This is a genomic window from Leptospira langatensis, assembly GCF_004770615.1.
GTDB classification, from domain to species: domain Bacteria; phylum Spirochaetota; class Leptospiria; order Leptospirales; family Leptospiraceae; genus Leptospira_B; species Leptospira_B langatensis.
The window spans coordinates 204,534-218,540 of sequence record NZ_RQER01000001.1 but is presented as its reverse complement, the minus strand read 5'-3'; the positions used below and the strand labels follow the sequence as shown (position 1 = coordinate 218,540).

The 14,007-nt window shown below is 46.6% G+C and carries 12 protein-coding genes; 2 read left to right on the top strand and 10 right to left on the bottom strand.

The window, feature by feature from the left end; genetic code table 11:
* Positions 1-6: 6 nt before the first annotated feature.
* The 3 genes from EHO57_RS00925 to EHO57_RS00915 all read right to left on the bottom strand — a co-directional run bounded on the left by EHO57_RS00925 (position 7) and on the right by EHO57_RS00915 (position 4,930).
* Positions 7-1,137 carry a helix-turn-helix domain-containing protein gene (locus EHO57_RS00925; protein ID WP_135646911.1) on the bottom strand — a complete coding sequence of 377 codons (1,131 nt, stop codon included), beginning with the start codon at positions 1,135-1,137 and terminating at the stop codon, positions 7-9.
* 26 nt (positions 1,138-1,163) lie between these two features.
* The gene (locus EHO57_RS00920) at positions 1,164-1,901 is read right to left on the bottom strand and encodes a LolA family protein (RefSeq protein ID WP_135646910.1); all 738 of its coding nucleotides are present in this window, start codon (positions 1,899-1,901) and stop codon (positions 1,164-1,166) included.
* A 101-nt stretch (positions 1,902-2,002) separates the two neighbouring features.
* Entirely contained in the window at positions 2,003-4,930 is a 2,928-nt protein-coding gene (locus EHO57_RS00915) for a DNA translocase FtsK (protein ID WP_135646909.1), read from the bottom strand.
* A gap of 153 nt (positions 4,931-5,083) precedes the next feature.
* Between EHO57_RS00915 and EHO57_RS00910 the strand changes: the two genes are divergently transcribed.
* Both EHO57_RS00910 and EHO57_RS00905 read left to right on the top strand, forming a co-directional pair.
* On the top strand, positions 5,084-5,335 hold the full coding sequence (locus EHO57_RS00910; protein WP_246050430.1) for a type II toxin-antitoxin system Phd/YefM family antitoxin: 252 nt from the start codon (positions 5,084-5,086) through the stop codon (positions 5,333-5,335).
* Complete coding sequence (locus EHO57_RS00905; RefSeq protein ID WP_135646908.1) at positions 5,329-5,748, top strand: type II toxin-antitoxin system VapC family toxin; 420 nt, start codon at positions 5,329-5,331, stop codon at positions 5,746-5,748. Before EHO57_RS00910 ends, EHO57_RS00905 begins: the two co-directional genes overlap by 7 nt.
* Before the next feature lie 2 nt (positions 5,749-5,750).
* Here the strand turns inward: EHO57_RS00905 and dut are convergent, their stop codons facing one another.
* From dut to infB, 7 genes are read right to left on the bottom strand one after another with little or no spacing between them, the layout of a single operon-like run.
* Positions 5,751-6,191 (bottom strand): dUTP diphosphatase, encoded by a 441-nt coding sequence (dut, locus tag EHO57_RS00900; protein ID WP_135646907.1) that lies wholly within the window; start codon positions 6,189-6,191, stop codon positions 5,751-5,753.
* A 3-nt stretch (positions 6,192-6,194) separates the two neighbouring features.
* Positions 6,195-7,490 carry a M16 family metallopeptidase gene (locus EHO57_RS00895; protein WP_135646906.1) on the bottom strand — a complete coding sequence of 432 codons (1,296 nt, stop codon included), beginning with the start codon at positions 7,488-7,490 and terminating at the stop codon, positions 6,195-6,197.
* A 45-nt stretch (positions 7,491-7,535) separates the two neighbouring features.
* Complete coding sequence (gene pnp, locus EHO57_RS00890; protein WP_135646905.1) at positions 7,536-9,623, bottom strand: polyribonucleotide nucleotidyltransferase; 2,088 nt, start codon at positions 9,621-9,623, stop codon at positions 7,536-7,538.
* Between the two features lie 12 nt (positions 9,624-9,635).
* The gene (gene rpsO / locus EHO57_RS00885; RefSeq protein WP_135646904.1) at positions 9,636-9,902 is read right to left on the bottom strand and encodes a 30S ribosomal protein S15; all 267 of its coding nucleotides are present in this window, start codon (positions 9,900-9,902) and stop codon (positions 9,636-9,638) included.
* Positions 9,903-9,953: 51 nt separating this feature from the next.
* Positions 9,954-10,880, bottom strand: a complete 927-nt coding sequence (gene truB / locus EHO57_RS00880) for a tRNA pseudouridine(55) synthase TruB (RefSeq protein WP_135646903.1) — start codon at positions 10,878-10,880, stop codon at positions 9,954-9,956.
* Entirely contained in the window at positions 10,837-11,190 is a 354-nt protein-coding gene (gene rbfA, locus EHO57_RS00875) for a 30S ribosome-binding factor RbfA (RefSeq protein WP_135646902.1), read from the bottom strand. The genes truB and rbfA overlap by 44 nt, the downstream gene beginning before the upstream one ends.
* A gap of 9 nt (positions 11,191-11,199) precedes the next feature.
* Entirely contained in the window at positions 11,200-13,956 is a 2,757-nt protein-coding gene (gene infB / locus EHO57_RS00870; protein WP_135646901.1) for a translation initiation factor IF-2, read from the bottom strand.
* Positions 13,957-14,007: the final 51 nt, after the last annotated feature.

Genomic DNA, 14,007 nt, shown 5'->3' with positions numbered 1-14,007 from the left:
ACGATCCTACTCGCCCAGCTCCTTTATGATAAACTGGGTGCTATCGTAAGGATTCGGGGTTTTTACAAAGACTTTCTTCACTAATTTTCCGGGACGGCCCAAAACAACCTTGGTTTTTCCGTTTTGGATCATCTCCACTGCGGAACCGTCTCCCACTTTCAATTCCAGTCTGTCTTTCGCTTCCAGGGATTTATTCTCTCCGGCTTGGATGAGACCTCTAAATCCCATCTGACCGTCTATAATGAATTCTGCATAGCTAGGCTTCGCAAAGAACAGAGTGACTTGGATCGGAACGTCTCCCAATGTCTTGGTAGAATCCTCTCCCTGCGCATTGTTCTGAACGGTAGCACCCTGGCGCTGTTCTTCTTCGCTCAAGGAAACCAAAACCTTAGCGGAACTTCCGGTCACACTTTGAGCGGTGATCCGAATGCTCCTGCGAAGAGAAGAGATCTCCGGTATGGAATAGCTGAGTACTTTTTCTTGTCCTTCGGCCAAACGGAATTTATAGACCGTTAGCTCAGGATACACATTGAACGCGAGCACAGCAGTATTGTTATCTGTGCCTTGCTCTACGGAAGAAATAAATAACTTACACTGTTGGTTAGACGCGCTGAAACTCACTCCCTGATTGGAAGTCAGGATAAAACTTTCCGGTCTTGTTTCCGGAACGGAACGATTAATGAAATCAATATTTTCCGGGATCTCTAACTTGCGATTATTCTCTTCGGCAACATCGCTATCGGAAGAGTCCCCGTCCACGAATGTGTATACCAGGAAGGAAGCAAGTGCAAGCATCAGTATCGAAGCGGCAGTAATGATCTTATTCTTATCGAAGTTCAGATCGTAATAAAAACTGGAAGTAGGTCTGGTCAACTCTTCAAGAGGAGCCTGGGATTCCTCTATCTTTTCCCCACGGTATAGATTGATCAGCATACCGGTATCCAGCTTTAAATAGCTGCCGTAGTTTTTCAGGAAGCCTATGGTAAAGGTCTCTCCCGGAAACTGCGCATAGTCCTCTGTTTCTAATGCAAGGATATATTTAACCGATATGTTCGTGTCCTTGGACACGTCTTTTACAGTGAGCTTTTTTTCCTCCCTAGCCTCTCTAAGGATTTGCCCGACTCTCTTCTGATTCAATTTGTCTCTCCTTTCCGAGGAAGATATCACTCTTCCGAAACCAGGGGATTGTTTACGATTTTCGAATTTCCATCCGGACGGAAATTAAATACTCCGTCCTCTATATCTGCGTTCCGATCCACTCCGAAGAATTCGACAGTGGTCACCTTCCCTCTTCCGTCGCTTGCGACTGCTTTCTTAATGAAATACGTCTCAGCATCCACGGAAAGGGTCATGGTCTCATATCCTCCGATCTTCTCTCTCTGTTCCAAGGCCAATACGAAATATTTACGATTGTCCTTCTGGGAGACCTGAGGCTGTTCTATAGAATCGAATTTATAATGATACTTTCTGAATATACGGGAAAGACCTTCTTCCGTTGCAGGAGAGAAGATGGGACCGGATTTATTCGATTTATTTAATGTAAGGTCCTGCTTACCTGCAGCGTTCAAACGCTTAATGAAGATCCAAAGAGTCTTTCCGTCGGAAACGATCTCGTCTCCTGCCGGATCGGAAAATTCGTATTTGATCTTTCCGCCCTTCTTATAATAGCAAACACCCTTCTTGGTAGTGATCTTTTTATTAGCTTCCGTTTGGATCATGAAGTCCGCTTTGTAAGACTGCAGATCCGAGAAATTCTTTCTGACCTTTTTTACTACCTCGGACGGAGAATTCCAATTATGCTTTGTGGAAGACTGAGCTCCCAGATCCAGGATAAAGAATAAAACGACCAAACTAAGGATTGGTGTCCGCAATAGAGAAACAAGGGGTTTAATATCTTTCATTCTAGAGTGAATTCTTAAGATTTTTTTCCAGGATGGAGAGTATCGGCCCCCCTGTCACTTGGTTTCTTTTCCGGGTTAGAAAATTCCCCGAAGGCCCGATTTTAGGCGGATCTCAGAATTTCCCGGCCCTTAGAACCTAGGATCGGAGAAACATATCCCCTCTCTTCCATAAGTTCCATGATCCTAGCGGCCCGATTGTATCCGATTTTCAAGCGTCTCTGCAAGTAGCTAGCGCTTGCCTTGCGATCGGTCCGAACGATCTCCCAAGCCTTATCGAAAAGTTCTTCGTCCATTTCTTCAGAAGGATCGGATTCGGACTCTTCTTCCAGATCGAATTCCACGTATGTAGGAGCTCCGTATTTCTTTGCCTCATCCACGATCTTTTCGATCTCTTCTTCCGAAATGAAAGGAGCCTGGATGCGAGCAAGATCCGCAGAAGTAGGAGACTTATAGAGCATGTCCCCTTTACCGAGCAGGGATTCTGCACCGTTCATATCCAGAATGATCTTGGAGTCCGTTTTCTGGGCCACATGGAATGCGATCCGGGCAGGACAGTTTGCCTTGATGAGACCGGTGATCACATCCACAGAAGGCCTTTGGGTCGCCATGACCAAATGGATCCCCACCGCTCTGGACTTCTGGCTGATACGAGTGATCGCATCTTCCAGATCCTTGCCGGAAACCATCATCAGATCGGCGAGCTCGTCTATGAACACAACAAGATAAGGCATCTTGCTATAGCCTTCCTTGTGATAATGCTCCTCTACTTTTTCGTTATAAGAACGGAAATCCCTGCATTTCAGTTGAGATACCGCCTCGTATCTGGCTTCCATTTCTTGGATCACCCAAGAGAGGGATTTGGTTGCCTTACGGGCATCCTTGATCACAGGCATCAGAAGATGAGGAATGTCCTCAAATAGAGAAAGTTCCACCATCTTAGGATCGATCATGATGAATCGGACTTCTTCCGGAGAGAGATTCAATACCAAGGAAGCGATCATTGCGTTCAAGCAAACCGATTTACCGGAACCGGTCGTCCCCGCAACAAGCAAGTGAGGAAGTTTGTTTAGATCGATAGAGACTAACTTACCTGAGATATCCTTACCGATAACGATGTTCAGATCCTTTTTAGGTTTCGGTGCGAGAGAAGAACGAAGAATATCCCCTAAAAAGACATCCTCTCTATGCTTGTTCGGCACCTCGATACCTATTGTGGACTTGCCGGGGATAGGAGCTACGATACGGATATTTTTTACCGCCAAGTACATTCGTAGCTCGTCGTTCAAGGAAGTGATCCTTCCTAATTTCACTCCCGGAGGAGGAGTAACTTCGTAACGAGTGATGATCGGACCTCTTTCCCAACCGACTACCTTCGCTTCATAGCCGTACACTTTCAGAGCGTTTTCGATCTCGAAGGCAACCTTCTCGGACTCCACCTTGAAAAGAGCGTCCTGTACCTTAGTAGGATTGGTCTGCAAACGATTTAAAGGAATATGATATACGGATCTCTTGGAGCGGAAAGCGGGCACCATGGAAACAGGAGTGAAAGGAAGATCCGATTGCTTAGGCTTTTCTGTTTTCTTCTCGACGTGAACCGGTTTTGCAACAGGGATCGGGGGAAGAACTTCCGGAACCACGATGGCTTCCGGCTCATACGAAACTTCTTCTTCCGAATCGTCCACTTCCTCCTCATCCTCTTCCGCATACTCTTCTTCCTCTAAGAATTCTTCAGAGTCCTCGACTTCGAAGCTTTCTTCGGATCCGTCTGTTTCCGAATCCTCTGCGCCAGACATGTCGTATTCATTTGCTTCAGCAGATGTACCGGATCCGATCCCTTCTTCCATATTCTTCGGAGAAGCGATCTCTGCTGGTATTTTGGAAACGGATCCATTTCGATCTTCTTGGTCGAAGATCTCGAATTCCTCTTCGATCTCTGCATTGGCAGGAGAAGATGCTAGTGTCTCGCTCTTCTCACTTCTAAGATCCAGGATCTCCCATGACTTAGAAGAGAACTTTCCTACTTCTTCTTTTTTATCCGGAGCACCGTACACTTTTTCCAAGAGCTGAGGAGAAGCGGTTTGGAACTGGAATACCTTTCGATCATCCTCAAAGAAACCCTGTAATAGTCCTGAGTTCCTGTACTGTATATTCGATTCTTTAGGAATAGAAGAAGAGACCGGAGAAGTTTTCGCCTTCTCTCTTTGGATATAGGATTGCAGATCCTTCGGAGCAGATGTGTTTCCGGAAAAGTTTGTAGAGAAGGAAGAAGCCGGCTCACTTGCCTTTCCCGAAACTTCTCTTTTAAACCAAGGAGGGATATTTTCCCCGGAGACTTCTTCCGAATTGGATTTCCAAGAATCCATCATGTTCGCCAAACCCTCGGACCATGCCTGCGATCTTGCCTTGGGAAAGATAGGAGGAAGGGCCTCTTCTTCTTTTTTGATTCTTCCGCTATTATAACCGGCCGCCCATTGAGCCTTCCATTCTCCGAAGGAGACACCTTGGGCGAGTATTCTTCCTAAGAAATGAACGGGGGACTCGTTCAAGAACACGAGTATCCCGTAAAAGTACACTGCAAAATGGATGAGAAGTCTTCCTGTGGAACCGAGCACATATTCCAATGCCACTGCAAGAGCCTGACCAAGTACTCCACCGTTCGAAGCAAACGGAACGACAGAAGGATTCCCGAAAACGTTTAAGCTGACCGCTACCGCGAGAAGAAAGAGTGGAATCGTCAGAAGTTTGTTCGTGGCATCTTGGTTCGGTTTTGCAAGAAGGATCCCTCCGGTGAGAATGAGATGGATCCCGGGAACGAAAGCCGCGTTCCCGAATAAGTATAAAAATCCCCAAGAAAGATAATGCCCCAAGCGGCCGAATAGATTCGTCTGGACCCCGTTCTCCGCAATGGTGAAAGAACCCAAGGACAGGGTCAGAAAGATCCCGGTAAATAGAAGAAGGTACGGCAAGGCCGCTCTTCCCTTTTCCCAGATCAGAATATTTTGTCCTAAAACTTGGTCCTTTCTATCCATACCCCTTAAATCGGCAGGATTTCCAAAAGGGAAAAGAGACTTAATTCGTAGAAAGAAGAAGAATTGGTAAGTAGCCCGGAACGACTTTTCCGCAGTTCCTCAGATTATTTCCTTGTATTCTCGAATCAACCAGTTAATAGACTAGTGTTTATTGTGACAGTAAACATTGAACTGGTCTCCGCATTCTACGCAAAGACCCATCTATCGGAATTGCTAAAAAAAACCCAAAAGGGAGAGGTATTTGTGATCACACACAGAGGCAAACCCATCGCCAAGATCGTTCCTTTTTCAGAAGAGTCGGAAATCGATCCCAAAGAGGCGCTTTCCATACTGAAAAAGATCCGGTCCGGGATCACTTCTAAAGTCAATATCAAGGAGTACATCGACGAAGGACGGAAATGGTAAAACTCTGGATCTTAGATTGTTCTCTGGCAGCGGCTACCTTCTTGCCGGATGAAAGATCCGCAAGGGCAGATAAATTCTTAGAGTCTTTGGGAAATACAAACCGAGCAATGGTACCTTCTCTTTGGTGGTACGAATTGAATAATGTCCTCGTCGTTTCTCAGAAAAGAAAAAGGCTCAGCGATGCACAGGCAAAGCAGATCGTTTCCATTTTCGAATCCTTACCCATCGAATTCGATATCAATCTATCTTACGAAGTATTTCGACAAATCCAGAACATCGCTCAAAAGAACGACCTCTCAGCATATGATGCTTCTTACTTGGAACTCTGTATTCGCAAAGGTGCGGGAGTTGCCACCTTGGATGAAAGGATCGCGTCTATCGCAAAAGAGCTCAGGATAGAAGTTTATAAATGAACTTAGCCTGAAAACCCGGTACTACCGAATCCTCCGGCTCCTCTCTCCGATTCGGGAAGTTCCTCTACGATCTCCCAATCGGAATGCCAGGTCCTACGGATCAAAAGTTGAGCGATCCTAGTCTTGTCTTCCAGGATATACGGCTCCTTTCCCAGATTCAAAAGAGGCACCATGAGTTCCCCTCTATAATCCGAATCGATCGTTCCCGGAGTATTCGGGATCAGTATCCGAAACTTAGTGGAAAAACCGGAACGAGGGCGGATCTCGAAATGAAATCCTTCCGGGATCGCAAAAGAAAGCCCTGTAGGAACAAGCACAACTTCCCCAACCGGAAGAGTTAAATTGGAATCCAGACAGGCACTGATATCGTAACCTGCAGAACCACTCGTCTTGATCTCCGGAAGAGAGGCTTTCTCTTTTAATTTTTTAATCGGGATTTTCATAGATCACTTATAAGAATAAGACTCGAAGAGGGATTTGATCTTCTGTTCTTCTTTCGGTTTCAGTTTTGCCAGAACGGAAAGATGCAGTTCCGGGAGTGCAAAGATCTTACGGATGGTCCGATTGATCTCTTCTTCCGTTACGGAATGGATCTCTTTGATCCGTTCTTCCAAAGTATGATACTTGCCATAATACAATTCTTGGAAGGCAATATTATTCATCCTACTTTCGGTATGCTCGTACCCGATGGAAAGACTTCCTTCATGATTGGTCTGTGCGTCCCTCAGTTCCTGAGCGCTGATCCCTTTGTCCACGAAGACCTTTAATTCTTTCAGGATCAACTCCAGACTTTCTGCAAATCTTTCCTTGGAAGTAGAGCAAACCACAGAGGTCACTCCTATATCCCGATAAGAAGAAGGATAACTGGTTATATGATAGCAAAGCCCCTTCTCTTCTCTTACTTTTTGGAAGAGACGAGAAGACATTCCCCCACCCAGAACATGGGTGAGAAGAGAAAGCCTGGTAGCATCATGAAAGTTGCGAGGAAAACCTTCGCCACCTAAGATAAAATATGCCTGCTCTGTTTCCTTGTTTCCTTTGCGGAAATATCCGAAATCCTTCTTAGGGGTTTCAAACGTTCCTTCTAATCCGGACCCCGAAGAACGAGAAAAATATTTCGCGACCATATCGAAAACATAATCCGGCTCATAATCTCCCGAAAGAGAAAGGATCATGTTCTTGGGATGATAATATGATTCATAGAATTTGCGTAAGGAAGAGGAAGTCACTCCTCGAATGGAGCCCTCCGTTCCTATAATATCCCTTCCTAAGGAATTACCCGGAAACAGATTATTATAATAGAAATCATGGACCCCATCTTCCGGAGAATCCTCATAACCTTTCATTTCTTCCAAGACCACTTCGGCCTCGGTGCGAATATCCTGTTCTCTTAACAAAGGAGAGAACATCATATCCGAAAGAAGTTCCAGTCCAAGCTCCAGATCCCTGGAGGCAAGAGTCGCATGAAAGTATGTATACTCTCTGGAAGTTGCGGCGTTGGAATATGCTCCGACCCTTTCCCAATCCTCTGCTTGCTTCTTGGCTGTACGCTTTTCCGTATCCTTGAAGAGCATATGCTCCAAGAAATGACAATAGCCTGCGGTTTCGAGGGATTCGGATCGGGAACCTACTCTTACATAGACTCCCATGGAAGCGCTCACTGTATAAGGAGCTCTTTGGAATAGGACTGTAATCCCGTTCGAAAGAGTCTTTTTATGATTCTTTTCTTCCTGAAAAATCAATGGTCTCTTCCGACGGGAAAGGATTCCCGCCGGCTTTAGAAAAATTTAAACTTCGAGAGCGTCTCTTCTGGAAAGATCGATCTTTCCGGTCTTGTCCACGTTCAATACGCGAACTCGGATGATCTCTCCTTCTTTGACTACGTCTTTTACGGAGTTCACACGTTTAGAGTCTAACTTGGAAATATGGCAAAGACCTTCCTTGCCTGGTAGGATCTCCACGAAAGCACCGAAATCAGTGATCCGTTTTACTTTGCCTTCGTAGATCTTTCCGACCTCGACTTCCGCAAAGAAACCTTCTACCATTCCGGCAGCCTTTTCAGCCTGCTCTTGGTTGGCTCCGGCAATCGTCACTTTTCCGTCGTCGTCAATATTGATGTCCGCTCCGGAAGCTTCGATAATACCACGTATATTCTTACCGCCCGGACCGATGAGTTCACCGATACGATCTTTCGGAATATGTTTTACTATAATTTTAGGCGCAGTGCGAGAAACCGAATCGGCAGCCTTGGAGATGGATTTTTCCATTGCGTCCAAGATATGGAAACGAGCTTTTTCTGCCTGAGAGAATACGGATTCAAGAACATTAAACGCAACACCAGTTACTTTTAAGTCCATTTGGAATGCGGTAATCCCTTTGCGAGTTCCCGCGATCTTGCAATCCATATCTCCGAAATGGTCTTCGAGTCCCGCGATATCGGAAAGAACCGCGAATTTGCCTGAATCATCAGAGAATAATCCCATCGCAATTCCGGAAACCGCCGACTTAACCGGAACTCCCGCAGCCATCAGAGCCAAAGAACCGGAACAAACCGAAGCCATGGAAGAAGATCCATTGGATTCTAAGATCTCGGAGACGACTCGGATCACATACGGAAAATCATCCTGCTTAGGAAGAACCAGTTTCAAAGCTCTTTCTGCTAAGTTTCCGTGACCGATCTCTCTACGACCAGGCCCGGAGGATCTTCTTACCTCTCCCACAGAGAATGCAGGGAAGTTATAATGAAGCATGAAGTTCTTTTCTTTCTGACCTTCTAAGGTTTCGTAACGCTGGTTGTCAGATGCAGTTCCAAGGGTCACTGTTCCCAAGGACTGGGTTTGACCTCTGGTAAATACCGCTGAACCATGAACTCCAGGAAGCGGGCTCATCTCTACGCTGATATTTCGGATCTCGTCCAACTTTCTACCGTCGAAACGAACTCCTTCTTTCAATACCTGCTCTCTTACGATCTCGTATTCCAACTCGTGTAAGAAATTCTTGATGTCCTTGATCTTCTCGGATTCAGTAACAGTCTCTTTGAAATGCTCTACAATTTCCTTGTTAGCATTAGAGATCTCTTTATTACGGGATGCTTTATCTGCAGTCTTGTTCGCAGCAGAGATCTTATCGAACGCGTATTTACGAACTTCGCTTAAGAGTACCTCGTCTTTTACTTTGAGTTTAACTTCTTTCTTAGCGACTTGCAGTTCTTTTGCCCAGTTCTCTTGTAGTTCAACGAACTTAGCGATATGGGAATGAGCGAATTTGAGGGCTTCCAACATTTCCGCATTGGAAAGCTCTTTTGCTTCTCCCTCGATCATGACGATATGGGTCTTAGTACCGGCTACTACCAGATCCAGATCTGAATTCTGGATCTCTTTGTTACCAGGATTGATCACCAATTCTCCGTTGATCCTTCCCACTCTTGCTCCTGCAATCGGACCATTGAATGGAATATTAGAGATGGTTAATGCTGCAGAAGCAGCGTTCAATGCGTGTCCTGCAGTAGAGATCTCATTGTCCGCAGAAAGAACGGTTACCTGCAATTGGACTTCGCAGAAATATCCTTCCGGAAAAAGAGGACGGATCGGTCTGTCGATGATCCTGGAATTTAAGACTTCGTGTTCGTAAGGCTTAGCTTCTCTCTTGAAATATCCTCCGGGAAATCTTCCTACGGAGTAGACTTTTTCGGAGTATTCGCAAGTGAGTGGGAAGAAGTCTTGTCCTTCTTTCGGTTCGTCTGCGGCACAAACAGTTGCTAATAGAACTAGGTTTCCGGTTTTATATACTACGGACCCGTGGGCTTGCTTCGCCCAGTCTCCCGTTTCGAGAGTTATGGAATCACGGCCAAATTGGCCTGTAATAGTTTTAGCCATGAGGGACCCCTATTACTTACGGAGTCCGAGAGTTTCGATCAGTTTTTTGTAACGATCCAAATTTTGGCGTTTTAGATATTCCAATAATTTTTTACGTTTACTAACTAATTTAAGAAGGCCAGTTTTAGAATGAAAATCTTTCTTATGAGATTTAAAATGCTCGTTCAGATCTTTAATGCGAGCATCTAGAAGGGCAACTTGTACTTCAGTTGAGCCAGTATCTCCCTTTCCATTTGCAAATGTTGATATAATTTGCTTCTTTTGTTCCGTAGTTACCATAGTTTGATTGTACCTAAAGCCAATTTTCGGGGGCCTAACCCCCTGTCCAAGCTAAATTTTAGAAAAGACCTTTAAATATTTATAGGAAAGACTGCCAGGTAGACCGTCCCGTCTGCAATACGCCAAGATCTCTCCTTCCGGAGAAGTAAGAAGGAACTCCTGAGCCGGGATCCAATCCAGTCGGATCTTCTTCCCATGAAAAACGTCCTTTACTTCGGTACTTGGGATCTCTACGGAAGGAATGTCTAGGATCTCTTCGGGAGGATGGATGGTCACCTTCCCCAATAAAAGCGCTTCGTAGGTATCTGCCTGGTCTAAAACCAACTTACCCACTTTCGTGCGGTTCAATGCCCTCAAACTCATAGGGATCCCACAAGCTTCGCCTATATCTATTACTAGTTTTCGAATGTACGTTCCGCCGGAAACCCTGGCCTTGATAGTGAAGCCTTCCGGACAAAGGTCATACGCTTCGAATTCGAAGATCTTGATCTTGCGAATACTAGGAGGAACGGAAACTCCTTCTCTAAATAGCTTGGCTCTTCTTTGACCACCGACTTTGAGTGCGGAAACTTCAGGGGCTACTTGCTCTTCCCAACTAGGAACTTGGGCCAACACTTCTTCTAATCTTGATTTGGATTCTTCGAACCATTTTTGGATGCGGGGAATTTCCCAATCCTCTAAGACCAAACCTTCTCTGTCTCCCGAGTCAGTGGCGAAGCCCAGTTGTACTTGAGCTACATATTCCTTATCCTTTCCTAAAAAGAATTGGGAAAAGCTAGTAGAAGTGCCTATCGGCAGCACCATCAAACCCGAAGCTGCCTTATCCAAGGTCCCGGTATGACCTACTTTACGAAGACCTAGATTCTTTTTGGCCTTCAGGACCAGATCGGAAGAAGTCATTCCGACCGGTTTGTCTAGGAGAAGGAATCCTAGCTCAGTCCGGATTTGTCGGTTTTCTTGTAAGTCTGAGGGATTCATCTAAACCTTGCAGATATTCTTCGTCCCAAACGAAACTCATCCTAGGAGTGACCCTTAAATTGAGTTTCGTGGAAAGAGTAGCGGCAAATTTGCCCGAGGCACTATTCAGTCCCGCGAGCAATTTTTCCTTTTTCTTATCCGTACAGATTGCGGTGACATACACCTTTAGGAATTTGGAGTCATCGGAAAGTTCCGATCTGTGCACGGAAACCATGTGCACACGCGGGTCCTTGACTTTTCCGGCGAGGATCATCATGGCAACGGTGCGAACCGTTTCCGCTTCGATCTTCCTTTTACGGATGGAATTCAAGTTCTACCTCTACTCAAGTTTCCGTTTCACAGTGGTGACAGTATAAGCCTCGATGGTATCTCCGACTTTGAAGTCGTTGAAATTATCCACCTGGATACCGCATTCGAAATTGTTCACCACTTCGTTCACTTCATCCTTGAATCTACGGAGAGACTTGAGCTTTCCGTCGAAGACCTGCACTCCGTCGCTGATCACGCGGATACCGGAAACCTTGGTGATCTTTCCGGAAGTAACCATACATCCTGCGATATTCCCGACCTTGGAAACCTTGAAGACCTCTCTGATCTCCGCAGTCCCAATAACTTCTTCGATCCTTTCCGGTTCGAGAAGTCCTTCCATAGCCATCTTGATCTCGTCCACGACTTGATAGATGATGCTGTAGTATTTGATCTGAACGCCTTCTTTCTCTGCAAGAGCGATGGTTTTCGGATTCGCACGAACATGGAAACCGATAATGATCGCGTTGGAGGCAGAAGCAAGCATAACGTCCATATCCACGATGGCACCCGCCCCGGACTGGATTACGTTCAGCTTCACGTCGGCAGTGGAAAGTTTTTCCAGAGCTTCTTTGATCGCTTCTGCAGAACCGCGAACGTCCGCCTTGATGATTACCTTCAGTTCTTTGAGAGCACCCTGTTTGATGAACTCGTTCATGTTTTCCAGGGTTACCTTGGATCCAGCAGCTCCTGCGTTTCCAATTCTCTCGAACTCGATCCTGTGTTGGGAAATATTTCTTGCTTCCTTCTCGTCTTCGATCGCATCGAACGGAGCTCCTGCATCAGGCACTCCATCCAAACCGGTTACCTGCACTGGGAAGGCCGGTCCCGCTTCTTTGATCAGATGACCGTAGTCATCATACATAGCACGGACCCTTCCGGAGAAGACCCCAGCTACGAACGGATCTCCTACTCTTAGAGTTCCGTTTTGGATCAGAACGGTTGCAACAGCTCCACGACCCGGATCCAATTTAGCTTCTACGATCGTTCCTTTTGCTCTTCGTTTCGGGTTCGCCTTCAGATCCAGAACTTCCGCCTGGAGAAGCACCGATTCTAAAAGTTTATCGATCCCGATATTCTCCTTAGCGGAGATCTTGCAATACATAGTGTCCCCGCCCCATTCTTCGGATTGGAGTCCATGGTTGGCGAGTTCTTGCATGATCTTGTCCGGATTTGCGGAAGGAAGATCCACTTTGTTAATAGCGACTATAATAGGGACCTTAGCGTCTTTTGCGTGAGACAATGCCTCTAAAGTCTGAGGCATGACCCCGTCATCCGCAGCGACCACTAAGATCACGATATCGGTTACCTTAGCACCTCGGGCACGCATAGAAGTGAATGCCTCGTGACCAGGAGTATCCAAGAAGGTGATCTCCCCTCTGCTGGTCTTAACCTGATATGCACCGATATGCTGTGTAATTCCACCTGATTCGGTATCGATCACGGAAGACTTCCGGATCGTATCCAATAGTTTTGTCTTACCATGGTCCACGTGACCCATAATGGTAACGACTGGAGGTCTATGGATATAATCTTCAGGACTATCTTTCTCTTCATCGATGAGAGTTTCCTCATAGAGAGAAACTACTTTGACCTTACATCCATACTCGTCTGCGAGAATAGATGCAGTTTCCGCATCGATGATATTATTGATGGTCACCATCATTCCCATTTTCATGAGTTTTCCGATGACATCTCCCGGCTTAAGATTCATTTTCTTAGCCAGTTCGCCTACTTGCACGTTTTCTAATAGAGTGATCTCTTTCGGAACGGATACTCCGGTAGGACCGCTTACTTTCGCCTTTTTGAAAGTCTGGCGGAAGAACTTAGAATTCTCAGAACCCTCTTGTCCTTCTGGTCTTCCCCCTCTATCCTTATCATTGCGTTTTTTGCCGGAAGGAATTCCCCTTCCTCCATCTGCAGGTCCTAAGCCTGGAGGTGGCGTACCTGCGCCACCTTGGCCACCAGGTCCCCCACGGAAACCACCCTGGCCTCCTGGACCGCCGCGAAATCCTCCGCCTTGACCGCCTGGTCCTCCACGGAAACCGCCTTGGCCTCCCTGACCACCACGATAGCCGCCACCTTGACCGCCTTGGTAACCACCACCCTGGCCTCCGCGATATCCACCGCCCTGGCCTTGGCCTCCCTGACCACCACGATAACCGCCTCCGCCTTGGCCACCCTGGCCTCCACGATAGCCGCCACCTTGACCGCCTTGGTAACCACCACCCTGACCTCCGCGATATCCACCGCCCTGACCACCTTCACGTGGTTGGTAATTGCCTCCGCCTTGGCCGCCTCTATAACCGCCACCGCCGCCTTCGCGTGGTTGGTAGTTTCCACCCTCGCGATTTCCGCGATAGCCGCCACCTTCCCCTTCGGAACGGTTTTGGTTGGAATACGTAGGTCTCTGGTTCGGACGAGATACGATGATATTATTGTCTTCTCTTTGAAAAGGAGATCTACCCTCCCCTAAAATATGTTCAGGCGGGGTCGATCTTTGCACCGGAGGATCCGGCTGCTTGTTTGTAGGTTCTTGGAATGATGGCTCTTTTCTTGGACTTTGAGTAGGTTTCGGAGAGGAAGAAGGCCCACCGGAAGACGATACTGATTGCTTAGCGGCAGATGCACCCGATTCAGAGGCTTCTTTCTTTGCGGACGGAGAAGGCGTTGCTTCATCCGGCTTCTTTTTGATGATTAGCTTCTTCTTCTTTCCGGCGTCGCCGGTGCCTTGAAGCTTTTCCTTGATTGATTTATTCTTATCTTCCATATAATATCCTGGTCAACACCGGGCTTGCCTACTCGTCCAAGCCCAATCTTC